We start from the raw sequence: 18,967 nt of genomic DNA, 5'->3' as shown, positions 1-18,967 counted from the left end.
ATGAACGAGGGTGGCCTTGGGGGGGAGGTCAGAAGTTGAAGCGGACACCGCCCATGTAGCGGGCGAAGCCAGGCTGAGCGAAGGTCACCATATTTTCGTTACGGCGGTGACCGCGGCGCCCTTCGCCGGTCAGGTTGATGCCTTCGACATAGGCGGTGAGTCCGGGAATGAACTCATAGCTGATGCTGGCATCGAACTGGCCATAGGCTTCGACATAGGTCGGGTTGGGGTTGCCCCCAGCGTAGAATTTGTCGCGCCAGTTATACGCGACGCGCGCCTGCAGCCCGCCCTTGTCATAGTAGAGGACCGCGTTGGCGCTGTCGCTCAACCCCGCCAGCGCGAACTGGCCGATATTGGGGTTGGCGGCATTGTCGAACTCGGCATCGCCGCGCACGATCGTGTAGTTGAGCTGCGTACCGAAGCCGGTGTCCCAGAAGGCGTGCTGGATGGCGAACTCAAAGCCATACAGCGTTGCCGTCTGGTCCGAGTTGAACGGCGTGCCGACATTGAAGTCGACCAGGCCATCTTCCGGCAGGCCAAGAATGCGACCGGTGTAGTAGCCGTTCACATCAAGGATCGGATTACCCGATCCGTCTCGTGCGACCTCGACCCCGCTGGTGAAGTTGCGCAGGATGTAATTGCGGATTGCGCCAACATCGATGGTGCCACCAAGCGCCGCCTGTGCAGCACGGAAGCGCGGTCCATCTGCAGGATTGCGCAGATCGAACGCGGAACGCTCCACCTCCTGCGAGTTGATGAAATTGCTCACCTTTTTACGGAAATAGCCGGCCGAGACGTAGCTGGCAGGTGCGTAATACCATTCCGCCGAAAAATCGATGTTCTTCGACAGGAACGGAACCAGGTTCGGGTTGCCCTGAAGCCCGCCACCGCCGGTAATACCGAACTGGCGATTGAGCGTCAGACCACCCTGAAGGCTGGCATAATCCGCACGCGTGATCGTGTGGCTGTACGATGCGCGCAGTTTGACGTTGTCGATCGGCTCGATGTCGAAATCGATCGCCGGCAGCCAGTTGTCATAGCTGCCCTTGGTGGTCTGGAAATCAAGGACCGGATTGCCCTGAGTGTCGAGCTGGTAAACGACGTTGAACTCGCCGACCGCGCCCCACGACGTGCCAATCGCAACCGGCGTCAGCGAGGACGATGCCACCGTCGTCTGATCATAGCGCACGCCCGCGATGATATGCGCATCACGGTCGCCCACGGTGAATTTGGTATTGACCTGAACGAACGGCGAAATCGTCTTTTCGTGAATGCGCCGGTCGGTGTCGTAGTTGGCGAGGCAATTGCCATCACCGCCACAGATGCCGAACCGGTCGTCAAGCAGATCGACCATCCGTTCGAAATCGAACCGCAGATAGGACGGAATCATCCCATCCGAGCCCGAGAGACCCGGGAACTTGTCCGGCAGCGTCACCAATTCGTACAAGTCGTCGGGCAGATCCGCCGGGGTGCCAAGACCACCCCAGGTGTCATTCTGCACGAAGCCATAGGCCGAACGCACCTTGTTCTCGACGAACGAGAAGCCAAAGTCGATCGAGTCGAGGAAGCCGCCATCATGGTCATAACGACCGGTCAGCTGCGCCTGATTGATCTCGTCCTTGAAATAAGCGTTGCGGAACGAGTTGCCGGTCGCGTTGACTAGCGCTGCGTTGAGCGGGTTGATCCCCGGCTGCATCGTGTAGGACAGGACCGGCAGTTGCTGAGTGAAATCAACGGTCTGCGACGCGACGCCAAAGATTGCCGAACCGACCGAGGTGCTGGTGCCGAAGCGATTGGTCGGCTTTGATTCCGCCGTCGAGTGATGGCCGTCGAGCGTGATTGTCACCCCGCCCGGCGCTTCCCACTTGAGGTTACCGCCGAACGACTTGTTGACCGTCTCGTTCGCGGTCAGCGATCCGCTGTACGACAGATCCTTACCCGGGCCGAACCGCTCGGTGTAGAAGACCGGGCCAGCCGCCGGACCGTCCGTCCATTCGGTGCTGGTGTCGCCGAAGTTGAACCAGATGCCGACACTGCTGTCGCGCGCTTCCACGCGGTTGCGCGAATAGGTGAAGTCGAGCGTCGCGGTCAGCGAATCGATCGGGCGATATTGCAGCACGACCTGCCCGTTGATGCGCTCACGCTCAATGTCGGTGAGGTTGTACGCCGCGCTCTGCGGGATTTCATAGACCTCGGTCGCACCGGGGCGGTTGATGACGTTCGGCCCCTCCGGCCCGAGCGTACCCCAGTCATTCTCGTTACCCAGGAACGCGTTGCCAAACCCGACCGAACCGGTGTTCACGCTGGCGTTGCGCTTCTGATAGATGCCCGAGATCAGGATGCCGAACTGATCCGCATCGCCGAACGTCGTGCTGAAGATGCCCGATACTTCGGGCGTGATCTTGTCCCCGCCGTTGGTCGAGGTGTCGAGCACACCCTTGGCCGAGACCGACCCGCGCATGCCGGGACGATCCAGCGGGCGTGGCGTCTTGATGTTGATCGTCGAGCCGATACCACCGGAGGCGACGGCGGCGCGGCCGGTCTTGTAGACCTCAACCCCCGAAATGCCTTCAGAAGCGAGGTTGGCAAAGTCGAACGACCGCGTGGCCGGTGCGCTGGCACCATCGCCGAGCGACGAGGTCGGCATCTGACGGCCATTGAGGGTGACCAGGTTATATTCGGGACCAAAGCCGCGAACGGTGACGGTCGAGCCTTCGCCGTTCGAACGGTCGATCGACACGCCGGTGATGCGCTGAAGCGATTCGGCGAGGTTGGTGTCGGGGAACTTGCCGATATCCTCAGCGGAAATCGCGTCAACCACGCCCTGCGCGTCACGCTTGATGTCCACCGCCGCCTGAAGGCTGGCGCGGATGCCGGTGACGACGATTTCCTCGCCCTCATCGGCCGGTGCAGCCGCGTCAGTTTCTTGTGCAAATGCCGGCGCAGTCACGATTGCCAGCGTCGAAACGCCGATCACCAGTCGCGAAAGCGCGCGCGCCTTAAGGTCACGCATTCCCCAATCCTCCCCATCGAGCGGCACGCCATTCGTGCTCGCGTTGAGAACGTTCACTTGAACCCGTTGTACAACGTTGTCAAGCGGGGTCGGACATGGCATTCGGATGATGAAAGCGCGCAAATCTGCTATTGTGAACGTTCCCAATCTATGCTGTCTGAAGGATCAGTGCAGCTAGCGGGGAAACGCTCGGCGCACGGGTCTGGAGAGGAATTTCGATGTCGAGGATGATCGCCGCACTCTTGTCCGCGGCCGCAATCGGCGCATTCGCGACCACCGCCGGTGTCGCGCAACAGGCTCCGACGGCCTCCGCCAAAGCCGCTGTTACGCCCAAACAGGCCCGCGCCCGTGCCGATTCGATCGTCGCCAAGCTGACGCTCGATGAAAAGATCGCGCTGGTCCATGGCCTGTTCCCGCCGATGGCAGGCGGCAAGACGCAGGACGAACTGATCCCGTCGGCCGGGCATATCGACGGCGTGCCGCGCGTCGGCATTCCGGTCGTGCGCGAAAGCGATGCCTCGCTCGGCGTTGCGAATCAGGTCGAACAGCGCAAGGGCGATGTCGCGACCGCCCTCCCGTCCAGCCTCGCCACGGCCGCGACCTTCGACCCCGAAATTGCCCGCGCGGGCGGCGCGATGATCGGCGCGGAGGCGCGCGCCAAGCGCTTCAACGTGCTGCTGGCCGGCGGCGTCAATCTGACCCGCGACCCATGGGGCGGGCGCAATTTCGAATATCTCGGCGAAGACCCGCTGCTCGCCGGCGAGCTGGGCGGCGCGCATATCGCGGGCGTTCAGTCGAACCGCATCGTGTCGACCATCAAGCATTTCGCGCTCAACGCGCAAGAGACGGGCCGCATGGTCCTCGATGCGCAGATCGATGAGGCGGCACTGCGCGAAAGCGACCTGCTCGCCTTCCAGATCGCGATCGAAAAGGGCAAGCCCGGATCGGTGATGGCTGCGTACAACAAGGTCAACGGCCATTGGGCGTCGGAGAACGCCTTCCTGCTCAACACGGTGCTCAAGCGCGACTGGAACTATCCCGGCTGGGTGATGAGCGACTGGGGCGGCGTGCACACCACGGTGAAGGCGGCCAATGCCGGGCTCGACCAGCAGTCCGGGCAGGAGCTGGACAAGGCGATGTTCTTCGACGCGCCGCTCAAGGCTGCGGTCGAGAAGGGCGAGGTGCCGATGGCCCGCCTCAACGACATGGTCGCGCGGTACCTTACCGGCCTGATCCTGACCGGCGCGTTCGATACGCCCGCGCCCGCCACCGCCCAGCCGATCGATTACGCCGCCAATGCCGATGTCGCCCAGCGCGCGGCCGAGGCCGGCATCGTGCTGCTCAAGAATGACGGCGGCATCCTGCCACTGGCGGCGAGCGCGAAGAAGATCCTCGTCATCGGTGGTGGTGCGGATGTCGGCGTCCTGTCGGGCGGCGGCTCCAGCCAGGTCCGCTCGGTCGGCGGCGCGCCGATCGAAATCCCGCTCGCTTATGGCGGCTCGGCCTCGTTCGCACGGATCACCTACCACGCCTCCTCCCCGCTCGCCGCATTGCGCAAGGCAGTTCCCGGCGCGCAGGTCGACTTCACCGACGGCCGCAACATGAATGCGACGCTTGAAGCCGCAGCCAAGGCAGACATCGTCATCGTCTTTGCCACGCAATGGACGACCGAGGCCGACGACGTCCCCAATCTGCGCCTGCCCGATCATCAGGACGCGCTGATCGGCGGGGTCGCCAAGGCACAGCCCAAGACCGTCGTCGTGCTCAGCACCGGTGGCCCGGTGACGATGCCGTGGATCGAACAGGTCCCGGCGGTGGTGCAGGCGTGGTACCCCGGCCAGCGCGGCGGCGAGGCGATCGCCAATATCCTGACCGGCAAGGTCAATCCCTCCGGCCGCCTGCCGATCACCTTCCCCGCGCGCGAGGCACAGGCGCCACGCCCCACCCCGGTCGGCCTCGATCTGCTCACCGGCCTTGAGCGCGATGCCGCGTCGAACCCGGCAGCGGGCGGCGATTTCAGCCTCAAGACCTTCCCGGTGAAGTATCAGGAGGGCAGCGACGTCGGCTATCGCTGGTATGAGAAGCAGGGCAACAAGCCGCTCTTCGCCTTCGGCCATGGCCTCAGCTACACCAGTTTCGCCTATGCCCAGCCGCAGGTCACGGGAGGCAAGACGCTGACCGTCAGCTTCACCGTCACCAACACCGGCCAGCGCGCCGGCGCCGATGTGCCCCAGCTCTATGTAACCCGCGACGGATCGGGCAAGCCGATGCGGCTCGCCGGGTTCCAGCGTGTGAGCCTGAACCCCGGCGAATCGCGCCGCGTGACACTGACCGCCGAGCCGCGCATCCTCGCCGACTATGACACCAGCCTTCCCGGCTGGCGGATCGCGGGGGGCAGCTATCGCGTCGCCATCGCCCGCGATGCGACGGACCGATCGATGACGCTCACCACCACGCTCGACGCGGCGACGATGAAGCCCTAGCCATCGGCGAACGGTCCGCGCATCCATGCGGCCGAACGGGCGGAGAGGGTGACGACCGATAGCGGTTCAGGCGGCGCGGCACGGCGCGGGATGGGATTCATCCTGCTGGTCGCGCTCGCCAATGCGGGGGGCGTCATCGCCTTCCTGCCGCTGCTCAGCCTGTTGCTGCCGGTCAGGATCGCGGAGATTGCGGGTGAGGCGCGCATCGGCCTGTTCACCGCGACGGTGATCGCCGGGGCGCTGGCCGCCAGCATCGCGAACATCGCCTTTGGATGGGCCAGCGACCGCGCGCTCGCCCGGGGCAGACAGCGGCGCCCCTGGGTCGTGCTCGGCCTGATCCTGCTCGCCGCGTCCTTTGTCGCCGTGGCGCTGGCGCAGACCCCCGCCGCGATCATCCTCGCGATCATCCTGTTCCAGGTGGCGGTCAACGCGCTACTCTCGCCCATGTTCGCGATCATGGCGGATGAAGTGCCCGGCGCGCAGATGGGGCTTGCCGGCGGGCTGATCGCGCTGGGCTCTCCGCTCGCATCGGGGGTCGGCGCGCTGATGATCGGGCTCGGGCTCGCTGGAGTGGGGGCACAGCTCGGCTTCGTCTTCGCCGCGGTGCTGATCTGTGTCGTGCCGTTGCTCCGCGCACCGGCCCGCCCTGCAGCACCCGCGAGCGACGGCGCCCCGGCCCGCCTGCTCGGCCGCGATCTCGCCATCGCCTGGACCGCGCGGCTGCTCGTCCAGATCGCGGGCAACGTCCTCTCGCTCTATCTCGTCTATTATTTCGTCAGCATCGACCCCGATCTGTCCGCCGCGCAGCAAGTTGGCCCGATCGGCCAGTTGATGACGATCGCCTATCTTCTCCCCCTCCCCGTCGCGATCCTTATCGGGCGCTGGTCCGACCGGATCGGGCAACGCAAGCCCTTCCTCCTCGCCGCAGCGACCATCGCCGCGATCGGCCTGCTCGGCCTCGCGCTGGCCCGCGACTGGTCGTTCGCCGCCCCCGCCTTCGCACTCTACGCAATGGGCTCGTCGGTGTTCCTGTCGATCCATTCGGGCTTCGCAATGCAACTGCTCCCCAGCGCACAGAACCGCGGCCGCGACCTTGGCCTCATCAACCTCACCAACACCCTCCCCGCCCTGCTCGGCCCCGCCCTCGCCTGGGCGCTCGCAACACCACATGATTTCGGCCCGGTCATGCTGCTGCTCGCCGCGCTGACCCTGATCGGCGGCGGGCTGGTCCTGGGCATCCGCCAGCAGCGCTGAGGGGGAGGCGAGAAAAAATCGAAGCGCTACACAAATTTGCGGGCGATGGCGGTTGACAGCCGCGGGACGCAACCGTAGTTGCGCTCGCCTACCCCGTGCCCAGATGGCGGAATTGGTAGACGCACCAGCTTCAGGTGCTGGCGATCGCAAGGTCGTGGAGGTTCGAGTCCTCTTCTGGGCACCAGACACCCATTCGCAGCATCTCGCGCGAATGGGCTAAAACCCCGGAAAACCTAGACTTTTTCCCGATCAGGGTCCCGGCGCGTCCGCAATCATTCGCGTGCATTCAGGGGCTATGACAGGCGCCGCTTTGGGCCTGCGGCATTGCACGCTCGGGACCGGTTCAGCGACGCCCGTAGAGGACCCGAAATGACGCTTTAGCCGCTTGGCGGATCGGGTTAGAAACCGGCGATGGAAAGCTCTGAATTCAAAGCGGGCCGAGCCGAGGGTCTTCGGGACGCGCTCGAAATCGTCGAAGCGCTGCTCGCTGCCGAAGAGCTCAAGCTCGACCTGCCCGCGCCCTACCCCACCCGCACGGCGCGGCGTACTCGCTGGCAAGCCTATCGCAATGCGGCGTCGCGGTTACGGACACGGCTTACGCGCACCGCGCGCGAGACCCCGATCTCAAACCAGATCGATGCGAAGCTGAAGAAACTGGGCCTGTAAGCTAGCCGCCAAAAACGGTGCGGGGATGAGTCGCGCTCTCCGCAGCATCTTGTGCAAGCCCGGTAACAATTTCCCGCGCTGTACGTTACGGCGGGGGATTGGCGCGAAACGGAAGGCTGCGAACCATGAATGAGCGGGACTTGCTCAACCTTTCCCGGCGTGGTGTTCTCGCCGCCGGAGCCGCTGGTGTGGCCGCCAGCCAGGTTCGCAATGCGGCGGCGGCGCGCACTCAGGCCGTGGAGAGCAAGATGCCTGTCACTCTGACCGTCAATGGCAAGCTGCGCGAGTTGGACCTCGATGTCCGCACCACCCTGCTCGACGCGTTGCGCGAGCACCTCAAGCTCACCGGCACGAAAAAGGGCTGCGACCATGGCCAGTGCGGCGCGTGCACCGTCATCGTCAATGGTGAGCGGATCAACAGCTGCCTTACGCTCGCGGTGATGCATGACGGCGACGCGGTGACGACGATCGAGGGGCTGGGAACGCCCGAAAAGCTCCACCCGATGCAGGCGGCCTTCGTCAAGCATGATGGCTACCAATGCGGCTATTGCACGCCGGGGCAGATTTGCTCGGCGGTCGCGGTGCTCGACGAGATCAAGCGCGGTATCCCGAGCCATGTCCAGGAGGATGTAGCCGACAAGCCGCGCGCCACGAACATGGAAATGCGCGAGCGGATGAGCGGCAATCTGTGCCGCTGCGGCGCCTATTCGAACATCGCCGAGGCAATGGCGGACGTTGCAGGAGCCAAGGCATGAAGGCGTTCAGCTATGCCCGCGCCAGCTCACCCGCTGAGGCGGCGGCGATGGCGTCGCGGATTCAGGGTGCGCGCTTCATCGCGGGCGGTACCAATTTGCTCGACCTGATGAAGCTGGAGATCGAGGCGCCGACCCACCTGATCGACGTCAACCATCTCGGCCTCGACACGATCGAGTCGACCGACGATGGCGGACTGCGCATCGGGGCGATGGTGCGCAACACCGCGCTGGCCGCCGACAAGCGCGTGCGGCGCGACTATGCCGTGCTGACCCGCGCGATCGTGTCCGGCGCGTCGGGCCAGCTGCGCAACAAGGCGACAACCGGCGGAAACCTGCTCCAGCGCACCCGTTGCCCCTATTTCTACGACCCCAATCTGCCGTGCAACAAGCGCAAGCCGGGCAGCGGCTGTGCGGCAATCGGCGGGTTTTCGCGGCAATTGGGCGTGATCGGCACGTCCGAGGCGTGCATCGCGACCTATCCCGGCGACATGGCGGTGGCACTGCGCGTGCTCGACGCGGTGGTCGAAACGGTGAAGCCCGACGGCACGACCCGCGCGATCCCGATCGCCGACTTCCACCGCCTGTGGGGCGACACCCCGCATATCGAAACCGCGCTTGAGCCGGGTGAGCTGATCACGGCGGTGACGTTGCCCAAGCCGCTTGGCGGCAAGCATATCTATCACAAGGTCCGCGACCGCAGCTCCTATGCCTTTGCGCTGCTGTCGGTGGCGGCGGTGCTGCACAAGGACGGCACCGGCCGCGTCGCATTCGGCGGGGTCGCGCCCAAGCCGTGGCGGGTCGAGGAGGCCGACCGGCTGTTGCCAAAGGGCGCACGCGCGGTCGTTGCCCGCGCCTTTGCCGATGCCCGCCCGACCGAAGAAAACAAGTTCAAGATCACCCTCGCCGAGCGCACGCTCGCGGGCGTGCTTGCCGATGCGAGGAGCTGACCCATGGAGTTCAACGCCCCGGCCGGGACCAATTTGTTCGACAAGGCCAAGATCGTCGGCAAATCGACGCCGCGCATCGACGGCCCGCTCAAGACCACCGGCACCGCCCCCTATGCGGCCGAGCGCCACGACGTCGCCGCCAACCAGGCCTATGGCTTCATCGTCGGATCGGCGATCGCCAAGGGACGCATTACGTCGATGGACACCAGCGCCGCCAAAAGCGCGCCGGGCGTGATCGCAGTCGTCGCTGCGCCGGAGACCAAGCCGGTCGGCAAGCCGCAGTTCAACAATGCGCCGTTGTTCGGCGGCAGCGAGATTTCGCACTATCATCAGGCGATTGCCTGCGTGGTCGCCGAAACGTTCGAGCAGGCGCGCGCCGCCGCAGCGTTGATCCAGACCCGCTATGATCGGGCCGAGGGCGCATTCGACCTCGAAAAGGCGGCACCCGACGCGCCGCTGGCCAAGGGCAGCGGCGACAAGCCCGATCGCAAGACCCAGGGCGATTTCGACGCGGCCTTTGCCGCCGCCCCGGTCAAGCTCGACGCGCGCTACCACACCGCCGACGAAAGCCATGCGATGATGGAGCCGTTCGCGACCATCGCGGCATGGGAGGGCGACCAGCTGACGATCTGGACGTCGAACCAGATGATCAACTGGGCCAAGCGGTCGATGAGCCAGATCCTCGGCATCCCGGCGGAGAATATCCGCGTCGATTCGCCCTATGTCGGCGGCGGCTTTGGCGGAAAGCTGTTCGTCCGCGCCGACGCCGTGCTCGCCGCGCTCGCCGCCAAGGCAGCCGGGCGACCGGTCAAGATCGCGATGCAGCGCCCGCTGATGGCGAACAACGCGACTCACCGCCATGCCACCATCCAGCGGCTCCGCATCGGTGCGGAGAAGGACGGGCGCATCACCGCGATTGCGCATGAAAACTGGTCCGGAAACCTCAACGGCGAGGATGGCGAGAACGGTACGCTGCAGACGCCCAAGCTGTACGCCGGGGCCAACCGCCTGACCGCCAACTATATCGCGACGCTCGACCTGCCCGAGGGCAATGCGATGCGCGCACCGGGCGAGGCGCCGGGGCATATGGCGCTGGAAGTCGCGATGGACGAGCTCGCCGAAAAGCTCGGCATCGACCCGGTCGAACTGCGCATCCGCAACGAGCCGGAGACGGTGCCGAGCAATCCGCAGCGCAAATTTTCCGACCGTCACCTCACCCGCTGCCTGCGCGAAGGCGCCGACCGCTTCGGCTGGGGCAAGCGCAATGCCAAGCCCGGTGTGACGCGTGAGGGGCGCTGGCTGATCGGGATAGGCGTCGCCGCCGGCTATCGCGGTGCCCCGACGATGAAGTCGGCCGCCCGCATCAAGCTGGGCGCGGACGGGCGCATCACTGTCCAGACCGACATGACCGATATCGGCACCGGCAGCTACACGATCATCGCGCAGACTGCAGCGGAGACGATGGGCGTGTCGCTCAACCGCGTGTCGGTCGAGCTTGGCGATTCCGACTTCCCCGCCGCTGCCGGTTCAGGCGGGCAATGGGGCGCGGCGAGTTCGACCGCCGGCGTCTATGCCGCCTGCCTCGTGCTGCGCCGTGCGATCGGCGAAAAGCTCGGCTTCGATGGCGATGCTGCGGTGTTCGAGGACGGCAAGATCAAGCTCGGCAACCGCACCATCGCGCTGCGCGATGTCGGCGCGATGTCGGCCGAAGGCGAGATGAGCTACGGCGCGTTCAAGCGCGACTATGACGTCGGCACCTATGCCGGCCATTTCGCGGAGGTCGCGGTCGACGCCTATACTGGCGAGACCCGGATCCGCCGGATGCTCGCCGTGTGCGACGCGGGCCGCATCCTCAACCCGCTCTCGGCGCGCAGCCAGGTGATCGGCGCAATGGTGATGTCGGCGGGCGCCGCGCTGATGGAGGAACTGGCCGTCGACAAGCGCTTTGGCCTGTTCATCAACCACGACCTCGCCGGATATGAGGTGCCGGTCCATGCCGACATTCCGCATCAGGAGTGCGTGTTCCTCGACACGCTCGACCCGGTGATCGGGCCGTTGAAGGCCAAGGGTGTCGGCGAACTCGGCATTTGCGGACCCGGCGCGGCGGTCGCCAATGCGGTCTATAACGCAACCGGCATCCGCGTGCGCGAGTATCCGCTGACGCTCGACAAATATCTCGACAAGCTGCCCGCGATCGCCTGATCGCAGGCGCGATGTGAACCGGGTCAGCGCGCTTGTCCGGCCGGGCTCGCTCCCGTGCTGACCACGCGTTGCAGGCGCTCGCACAGCCATGCAAGGCCGCGATCCATCGCGCGGGCGCTGTGAAACTGCATCATCTCGCGCATCAGCGGGAGGGGAACCGGCGGCTCCTGAATCAGCAGGTTCAGTTGCGGGGCAAGTTCGCGGGCCAACCGTTCGTGCATCAGCGCGAGACGCGTGGTGCCCGGCAGGATCCACGGCACCTGCGAGAATGCCGCACAGGTGACCTCGACCCGCCGCTGCTCGCCCTGCCCGCGCAGATAGTTGTCGATGAACGTGCCGTCGCGCGACACGCTGGTCGCGACATGGCCGCTGGCGAAATAGGTCTCCGCATCCAGCGGACGCTGCATCGCCGGGTTGCTCGCGCATCCGACGACGACATGCCGCTCCTCGAACAGCAATTCGCGCGGATGGTCGGGGCTCAGAAACTGCTCGGGTGAGATCAGCAGGTCGATCTCGCCATCGTCGAGCAGTTCGAGAATGTCCGATCGCGGCAGCGTGATCTCGATCCGGATATGCGGCGCTTCCTTGTGCAGCATCCGCAGCGCCGGGCCGAGCAGCACGGTGGTGATGTAATCCGACGCGACGATGCGGAACGTGCGCTGCGACTGGGCGGGATCGAAGCGCATCCCGCTCGCCAGGATCGCGCGCATGTTGAGCAGCGCAGCGGACACGTCCGGGGCGAGCGACAGCGCTGCGGCGGTCGGCACCATCCGCTTGCCATGCTGGACCAGAATGTCATCGGCGAAGGATTCACGCAGCCGCTTCAGCGCCGCGCTCATCGCCGATTGGGTGAGGTTCAGTCGCTCCGCCGCACGCGTGACACTCCGCTCCTCGATCAGGACATCGAACGCAATCAACAGGTTGAGGTCGAAATGATCGAGGCGCATGCATCAATTCCATTTGTGAATTTTCGCCAGAACCAGTCGATATGCCGAGTCATCCCGCTTGGCTACTCATTCCGACGGCGAACCGATCGCTGCCAGCGCGGTCACCGGGGACGCCCAACTCAATTTCGCAAGCATGATGCTTGCACATCCATGAAATAATGCCATCACCACCGCTCAATCAGGGAGATGGTGGATGATCGCGACGACGCATGTGGGCAGCCTTCCGCGCGGTGACGAATTGACCCCGCTGCTGCTCGCCCGCGACAAGGGTGAGCCCTATGACGCGGCGCTGTTCGACACGCGCGTTCAGGCGGCGGTCGATGCCGCGGTGGCGCAGCAGGTCGCATGCGGGGTCAGCATCGTCAGCGACGGTGAATTGGGGAAGGTCGGCTATTCGACCTACATGATCGAGCGGCTCGAGGGATTTGGCGGGCATATCGACCGGCGCCCCGCCGCCGACCTCGCCGCCCACCCCGACCTTTCCCGCAAACTGTCTGCGATCATGGGCAGCCAGGAATTTACCCGCGCATCGTGCATCGGCCCGGTGCGGCTGCGCACGCTCGACCCGCTGCACGACGATATCCGCCGCTTCCGCCATGCGCTCGACAAGACTGGCGGCGGCGCGCGCGGGTTCATGAATGCCGCCTCGCCCGGCCTGATCACCGCGTTCCAGGTCAATCGGCATTACCCCTCGCACGAGGCATATCTCGCCGATCTGGTCGATGCGATGCGCCCGGAATATGAGGCGATTGTCGCCGCCGGGTTCGACCTTCAGCTCGACTGCCCCGACCTCGCCATGTCGCGGCACACCGGATTTCAGGACCAGAGCGACGCCGAGTTCCTGGCAACCGCCGCCGCCAATGTCGAAGCGCTCAACGCCGCCACCGCGAACATTCCCGCCGACCGGATGCGGATGCACGTCTGCTGGGGCAATTATGAAGGGCCGCATGATTGCGACATCGCGCTCGACAAGGTGATCGACATCGTCCTCGCCGCGCGCCCGGCGACGATCCTGTTCGAAGCGGCGAACCCGCGCCACGAGCATGAATGGACCGTGTGGCGCGACGCGGCGCTGCCCGACGATAAAAAGCTCGCGCCGGGGCTGATCGACACCTGTTCCAACTATGTCGAGCATCCCGAGTTGATCGCCCAGCGGATCGAGCGTTACGCGCGCATCGTCGGCAAGGACCGGGTGATCGCCAGCACCGATTGCGGCTTCGGCACCTTTGCCGGCTATGGCAAGATCGATCCGGATGTGACTTGGAAGAAGCTGCGCGCGCTGCGTGAGGGCGCGGATCTGGCGGACGCGCGGCTGTGACGCCGGACGCCGCCCGCGCGATCGAGGCCGACTGCGCCAGGCTGGTCGCGCGCTACGCCAACCTCAACGACGCCGCGCGCTGGGCGGAACTGGCCGACCTCTATGCCGAGGATGGCCGGATGAGCCGCCCGACCGCGCCCGATGACTGGATCGCGGGGCGTGGGGAAATCCTGGCGGCGTTCCTCGCCCGCCCCGCACGCACCACGCGGCATATCTGCTCCAATGTCGTGATCGACGTGATCGACGCGGATCACGCGATCGGCGAATCCGCGATGCTGCTGTTCACCGGCGACGGCGCGCCCAAGGTCGGCAGCTTCCACGACCGCTTCATCCGCACCGATGCCGGATGGCGATTTGCCGAGCGCCGGGGTAGTCTGACCTTCTGAACAACGGAAGCCGAATGACCAAACCCACCCAGCCGACGGTCAAGTCCGCGATGCGGACGCTCGACATCATCGAATATGTCGTCGGCAATCCTTCCGGCGTGGCGGCGCAGGACATTGCCGCCGCATTGCAGATCCCGGTCAGCAGCCTGTCCTATCTGCTCGCCACCCTGTGCGAGCGGACCTATCTGCGTCGCGAGGGTCGCCGCTACCTTGCCGGGGCGGGGCTGGACCGGCTGCGCATGCCTGCGAGCGCAATGTCGATCGAGGACCGCGTGGCGCCGCAGGTGCGCGCGCTGCGCCGGTCACTCAACGAAACTACGTCCTTCTTCACCGCCACCGATTGGGAGATTGAGGCGCGCGTGACCGAAACCGCCGAACAAGCGCTACGCTATTCGGTCAGCGTCGGCGCGCGCACGCCGATGCACTGCATGGCGGCGGGCAAGGCAATCCTGTCGAGCTTCGACGAGGCGACGCTGGCGCGCTATTTTGCCGAGGCCCCCCGCCCCCTATTCACCCCGCGCACGGTTGCCGACGAAGCGACGTTGCGCGCGCAGGTGGCGGCGGTGCGCGACACCGGCTTCGCGCTGACGGACGAGGAATATACGCTGGGAGTCTGCGGCATTGCCCGCGTGGTGCGGATCGATGGCGTCGCGGTCGGCGCGCTTGCCGTTGCGCTACCCAAGCTGCGCCACACGGCTGAGGCGCGCGCGCAGATCAAGGACCGCCTCACCGCCGCCTGCGCCGCGATCGACGCGGGGGCGTAAGCGGGGCGAGCAACGATTCCTCCCCTGCCCCGCAGGGGAGGTGGCAGCGAAGCTGACGGAGGGGCCGCCCCGCAGAGGGCGGAATTTTGCCGAGCTGTTCCCGGCCGTCTGCGCGGCCGCCCCTCCACCACGCCCTTCGGGCGCGGTCCCCCTCCCCTGAGACCAGCTCAGGGGAGGAATGAGACGATTATCACCCGCGCGTGCGCCAGCCCTCGGCGTAGGAATCGCGCGCGACTTCGGAATAGGGCGCGGGGGCGACGGTCGCCTTGATCTCGACCTGCACGTGCCGCTCGACCGTCGGCTTGCGCGTGCCGCCATCGGGCTCGCCCCACACGAAGGTCACTTCGGTGCCGGGCTCGGCAACGTCCGCGTCGACCATCGCCAGCGTTAGGAAGCGTCCTTCATTGGCGGTGTAGCCGATCCAGGTCGAAATGCCGACCGGGCGGCCATCCTTGAGCACCGCGTCATAGGGGTGCATCGCATAGACCGCGCTCGGGAAGTCGAGGAACTTCGCGCGATCGCCCTTTTGCAGCATCGAGCTCATCACGCGCAGCATATCCTGCGTATCGAGCGCCAGCGTCACCTTTCGGCGATGCGGCTGGTCCTTCATCCGCTCGAGCGCCTCGCGACCGATGAAATCATGGTCGAACTTGACCATGTGCCCATATCCCAGGTCCCACGGCGTCAGGTAATAATCCTCGATCTTCTCGGACACGAAGCTGCCGCCGACCGATGCCCCCGCCTCGTAGGATTTGGCCGACAGCCAGGCGCGATACTCGGCGAGCGAGTCGCCAGTGTAGATCGCCGGCAGCGGCGAGGGGATCCAGCCCGATTCCAGCGTGTTCGACGCATAGGTGCGCCCGCCGCACAGCGTCAGGCCGAAGTCCTTGCCTGCTTCGATCAGTGCATTGCGGACCGTGTCATAGTCCTTCCACGGGCCGAACAGCTCATAGCCCGGCTGGCCCACCATGCCGTGGCGCAGCGCGCGCACTTCGACGCCGGCGATCGTGATGGGGGCCATGTGGAAGAATTTGAGCTCGGGCGGGGTCGTGCCCATCGCCCGTTCCAGCACCTTCATCGCGTTCGGACCCTGCAGCTGGAAGCGATAATTGCGGCGATTGTCCTTGTCGGGCCGTGCGGCGGTGCGCTCGTCGCGCTCGACCGTCACGTCCCACTTGCCCGATGCTGCGTGGAACTCGACCCATTCGATCGACGGTGCGCGCCCGACCAGCTCGAACGTGTTCTCTTCGAGATAGAACAGGATCACATCGCCGATGACATAGCCATCGGGCGTGACCGGCGCGAACTGCTTGGCGCGGTTCGGCACGAAGCCCTTGAAGCTGTTGGGCGCGAGATAGTGCAGCATCTCGAACGCATCCGGCCCGGTGACAAGCAGGTCGACCATGTGGAAGCTCTGGTTGAACAGCACGGCAGCGTTCGCCCAGGACAGCTGTTCGTCGCGCCAGTTGGAATATTCAGCCGGCACGCCCGGATAGGCGTTGGGGCCAACCTGCTGGTTGCGCAGGAAGTCGACGATATTGCCCTGTTCATCGAGCAGGTTCTGAAGCGTCTTGTCGGTCATGGTCGTGCCTCTCCTAAGGTCAGGTTGTGAGGGGCGTGGCGGGGACGCGCGCGTCCAGCCATTCCCGGATCAGGGTGTTGAAATCTTCGGGCTTTTCGGCGGGTGCCATATGGCCGGCACCGGGAATGACATGGATCCGCGCCCCGGCGATCCGCGCGGCAATCGCTTCGTGCTGAGCGACGCTGGACCATTGATCCTCGGCACCGACCACCACCGCCACCGGACGGGCCAGCGCCTGCAGTACCGCGTCGGTATCGGGACGGTGCAACAGCGCGTGCGTCTGCGCCTCGAACACCGCTTGCCCGCCGCGCAGGCACATCGCCCGCAGCGAAGCCATCAGCGCCGCATCGGCGCGCGCGGCGTCACCGACCATCGGCGGCAGCCAGGCATCGACCAGCCGGTCGAACCCCTCGCGGCGGCCAAGATCGCGCAGCGCATGGCGGCTGTCTGCCTCACCCTCGCGCACGCCATGCACGCCGGTGTCGGCGATCATCAGCCGGGTGACACGATCGGGTGCGCGCGCGACCACCTCCAGCGCGACGCGCGCGCCCATCGAATGCCCGATCAGCGCGAAGCGGGCCGGCGCGAAGGCAAGCACATGCTCCGCCATCGCCCCGATATCGTCCGCACCGCGATAATGGTCGCCGATCGCGCGCGCCTGCGGGAACGCCGCCAGCGTCGCCGCGAACATGCCCGCGTCGCACATCAATCCCGGCAGGATCAGCAGGTCTTCGCGCAAGTCCGTTTCAATCCGCATACGTGAATTATTCGTCTATGCGAATTTGAGTCCGCGCGCTAGACGGCAAATGCCCGCAAAGTTCGCAGGGCGATGCTCCACTTAGGACGAGGATTCCGGTGCCCCCTCCCCTCATCCATCCCAACTGGTCCCGCCCCGCCACCTCGGCGATCGACGGCTATTCGATCGAGATCACCGCCAAGGATGCCGATGCCCTGCGCACGGTCGCGCCGCGCATCCCGCCGGCAACGCCGATCGCCATCGCCTTCCTGCCCGGCGAGACCCTCGACGCCCGGGTGCGCGCCGCGCAGACGATCCGCGCGCTGGGGTTCGAGCCGATGCCGCATTTCTCCGCGCGGCGGATCGGGTCGGGCGCGGAGTTCGAGGATTATCTGGCCGCCGTGGTCGAACAGGCCGGCGTGCAACGCTGCTTCGTCGTCGCGGGCGATCCGTCCACGCCCGCCGGGCCGTTTGCCGACAGCGCGTCGCTGATCGCGACCGGGGCATTCGAGCGCAGCGGGATTCGCGCGATCGGCGTCGGCGGCCATCCCGAAGGCCACCCCAACATGACGCAGGCCGAGTGTTTCGCGGTGCTCGACGGCAAATGCCATGAGATCGCGCGACGCGGCATGGCCCCGCTGATCGTCACGCAATTCGGCTTCGACGCCGATGCCGTGGTCCGCTGGCTCAGCGAGTTGCGCCGCGGGGGGATCGACGCGCCGGTGCGGCTGGGTGTGCCGGGACCGGCCGGGATCAAGACGCTGATGCGCTTTGCCGCGCTGTGCGGCGTCGGGGCATCGACCGCCGTGCTGCGCAAATATGGCCTGTCGCTCGGCAATCTGATCGGAAGCGCTGGCCCCGATCGCTTCGTCGCAATATTGGAAGCCGCGCTGACGCCCGATCACGGGCCAGTGCGACTGCATTTCTACCCCTTTGGCGGGCTCGCGCGCACGCTCGACTGGATCGACGGCTATGCGCGAGCGACAGGACTGGACCCGAGCGCATGACCGAGACCTGCACCATCACGCTCCACTGCACCGACCGGCAGGGCATTGTCGCCGCGGTCGCGGGGTTCCTGACCGACGCAGGCTGCAACATCGTCGAATCGCAGCAATATAATGACGCGATCACCGGCGGCTTCTTCATGCGCACCGTGTTCGACGCGCCAGCGGGCAAGGTCGCCGCGATCGAGGGGCGCTTTGCCGACCTAGCCGCAAACTGGGGCATGGAGTGGAAGTTCCGGGTCAATTCGCGCCCGACCCGCGTGCTGATGCTGGTCTCCAAATTCGACCATTGCCTCGGCGACCTGCTCTATCGCCAGCGCATTGGCGAGCTGACGATGGATGTCGTCGGCATCATCTCCAACCATCCGCGCAGCGCGCTCGCGACGTCGATGATCGGCGACATCCCCTATCACCACCTCCCGATCACCCCCGACACCAAGCCGGCGCAGGAGGCGCAGATCAAGGCGATCGTCGAGGAGACCGGCGCGGAGCTGATCGTGCTCGCGCGCTACATGCAGATCCTGTCCGACGATCTGTCCGCGTTCCTGTCCGGGCGCTGCATCAACATCCACCACAGCTTCCTGCCCGGCTTCAAGGGCGCCAAGCCCTATCACCAGGCCTATCAGCGCGGGGTCAAGATGATCGGCGCGACCGCGCACTATGTCACCGAAGACCTCGATGAAGGCCCGATCATCCATCAGGATGTCGAAGCGATCTCGCACGCCGACACGCCCGACGATCTGGTGCGCAAGGGCCGCGACATCGAACGCCGCGTGCTGGCAACCGCGGTCCGCTACCATCTCGAGGACCGCGTTCTGCTCAACGGCGCGCGGACGGTCGTGTTCAAGGCGTAATCAGCCCGGAGGCCCGCTAGCCTCAGGTTGAAACCCGGCTATGCTGGCCGTCCCAT

The 18,967-nt window shown here is 65.8% G+C and carries 15 protein-coding genes and 1 tRNA gene; 12 read left to right on the top strand and 4 right to left on the bottom strand.

Annotated elements, in window-relative coordinates; genetic code table 11:
- Positions 1-28 precede the first annotated feature (28 nt).
- Complete coding sequence (locus tag VGN66_RS05915) at positions 29-3,013, bottom strand: TonB-dependent receptor (RefSeq protein ID WP_327517933.1); 2,985 nt, start codon at positions 3,011-3,013, stop codon at positions 29-31.
- Between the two features lie 218 nt (positions 3,014-3,231).
- Here VGN66_RS05915 and VGN66_RS05910 point away from each other — a divergent pair, with 218 nt between their 5' ends.
- The 7 genes from VGN66_RS05910 (at position 3,232) to paoC (ending at position 11,320) form a co-directional block, all read left to right on the top strand.
- Positions 3,232-5,496, top strand: coding sequence for a beta-glucosidase (locus tag VGN66_RS05910; RefSeq protein WP_327517932.1), 2,265 nt, complete (start codon positions 3,232-3,234; stop codon positions 5,494-5,496).
- A gap of 48 nt (positions 5,497-5,544) precedes the next feature.
- Positions 5,545-6,750 carry an MFS transporter gene (locus tag VGN66_RS05905; protein WP_327517931.1) on the top strand — a complete coding sequence of 402 codons (1,206 nt, stop codon included), beginning with the start codon at positions 5,545-5,547 and terminating at the stop codon, positions 6,748-6,750.
- Positions 6,751-6,847: 97 nt separating this feature from the next.
- Positions 6,848-6,934: transfer RNA gene (locus VGN66_RS05900), tRNA-Leu, on the top strand.
- A gap of 227 nt (positions 6,935-7,161) precedes the next feature.
- A complete protein-coding gene (locus VGN66_RS05895) occupies positions 7,162-7,416 on the top strand; it encodes a hypothetical protein (RefSeq protein WP_327517930.1) in 255 nt (84 codons plus the stop codon).
- A gap of 125 nt (positions 7,417-7,541) precedes the next feature.
- Positions 7,542-8,171: an aldehyde dehydrogenase iron-sulfur subunit PaoA gene (gene paoA / locus VGN66_RS05890; protein WP_327517929.1), complete on the top strand. Its 630-nt coding sequence runs from the start codon at positions 7,542-7,544 to the stop codon at positions 8,169-8,171.
- A complete protein-coding gene (locus VGN66_RS05885; protein WP_327517928.1) occupies positions 8,168-9,118 on the top strand; it encodes a xanthine dehydrogenase family protein subunit M in 951 nt (316 codons plus the stop codon). Before paoA ends, VGN66_RS05885 begins: the two co-directional genes overlap by 4 nt.
- Before the next feature lie 3 nt (positions 9,119-9,121).
- Positions 9,122-11,320, top strand: a complete 2,199-nt coding sequence (gene paoC / locus VGN66_RS05880; protein ID WP_327517927.1) for an aldehyde oxidoreductase molybdenum-binding subunit PaoC — start codon at positions 9,122-9,124, stop codon at positions 11,318-11,320.
- Between the two features lie 23 nt (positions 11,321-11,343).
- Here paoC and VGN66_RS05875 read toward each other — a convergent pair whose 3' ends face one another.
- Positions 11,344-12,267 (bottom strand): LysR family transcriptional regulator, encoded by a 924-nt coding sequence (locus VGN66_RS05875; RefSeq protein ID WP_327517926.1) that lies wholly within the window; start codon positions 12,265-12,267, stop codon positions 11,344-11,346.
- A 193-nt stretch (positions 12,268-12,460) separates the two neighbouring features.
- On the opposite strand from VGN66_RS05875, the gene VGN66_RS05870 reads away from it, so the two are divergent.
- Genes VGN66_RS05870 through VGN66_RS05860 form a run of 3 tightly spaced genes read left to right on the top strand, consistent with a single transcriptional unit; the run spans position 12,461 to position 14,735 of the window.
- Positions 12,461-13,585, top strand: a complete 1,125-nt coding sequence (locus tag VGN66_RS05870; protein ID WP_327517925.1) for a cobalamin-independent methionine synthase II family protein — start codon at positions 12,461-12,463, stop codon at positions 13,583-13,585.
- Complete coding sequence (locus VGN66_RS05865) at positions 13,582-13,971, top strand: nuclear transport factor 2 family protein (RefSeq protein ID WP_327517924.1); 390 nt, start codon at positions 13,582-13,584, stop codon at positions 13,969-13,971. The genes VGN66_RS05870 and VGN66_RS05865 overlap by 4 nt, the downstream gene beginning before the upstream one ends.
- Positions 13,972-13,985: 14 nt before the next feature.
- A complete protein-coding gene (locus VGN66_RS05860; protein WP_327517923.1) occupies positions 13,986-14,735 on the top strand; it encodes an IclR family transcriptional regulator in 750 nt (249 codons plus the stop codon).
- A 190-nt stretch (positions 14,736-14,925) separates the two neighbouring features.
- Here VGN66_RS05860 and desA read toward each other — a convergent pair whose 3' ends face one another.
- Positions 14,926-16,317: a syringate O-demethylase gene (gene desA, locus VGN66_RS05855; RefSeq protein ID WP_327517922.1), complete on the bottom strand. Its 1,392-nt coding sequence runs from the start codon at positions 16,315-16,317 to the stop codon at positions 14,926-14,928.
- A gap of 19 nt (positions 16,318-16,336) precedes the next feature.
- Positions 16,337-17,056, bottom strand: a complete 720-nt coding sequence (locus tag VGN66_RS05850) for an alpha/beta hydrolase (protein ID WP_327517921.1) — start codon at positions 17,054-17,056, stop codon at positions 16,337-16,339.
- Between the two features lie 116 nt (positions 17,057-17,172).
- Between VGN66_RS05850 and VGN66_RS05845 the strand changes: the two genes are divergently transcribed.
- On the top strand, positions 17,173-18,060 hold the full coding sequence (locus VGN66_RS05845) for a methylenetetrahydrofolate reductase (protein ID WP_327517920.1): 888 nt from the start codon (positions 17,173-17,175) through the stop codon (positions 18,058-18,060).
- The gene (gene purU / locus VGN66_RS05840) at positions 18,057-18,911 is read left to right on the top strand and encodes a formyltetrahydrofolate deformylase (protein WP_327517919.1); all 855 of its coding nucleotides are present in this window, start codon (positions 18,057-18,059) and stop codon (positions 18,909-18,911) included. The genes VGN66_RS05845 and purU overlap by 4 nt, the downstream gene beginning before the upstream one ends.
- The last annotated feature ends 56 nt before the right edge of the window (positions 18,912-18,967 follow it).

It is taken from the genome of Sphingomonas sp. (genome assembly GCF_035998645.1).
In the GTDB taxonomy this organism is placed as follows: domain Bacteria; phylum Pseudomonadota; class Alphaproteobacteria; order Sphingomonadales; family Sphingomonadaceae; genus Sphingomonas.
The sequence above is the reverse complement of the archived record's forward strand: the minus strand, read 5'-3'. Positions and strand labels throughout refer to the sequence as shown.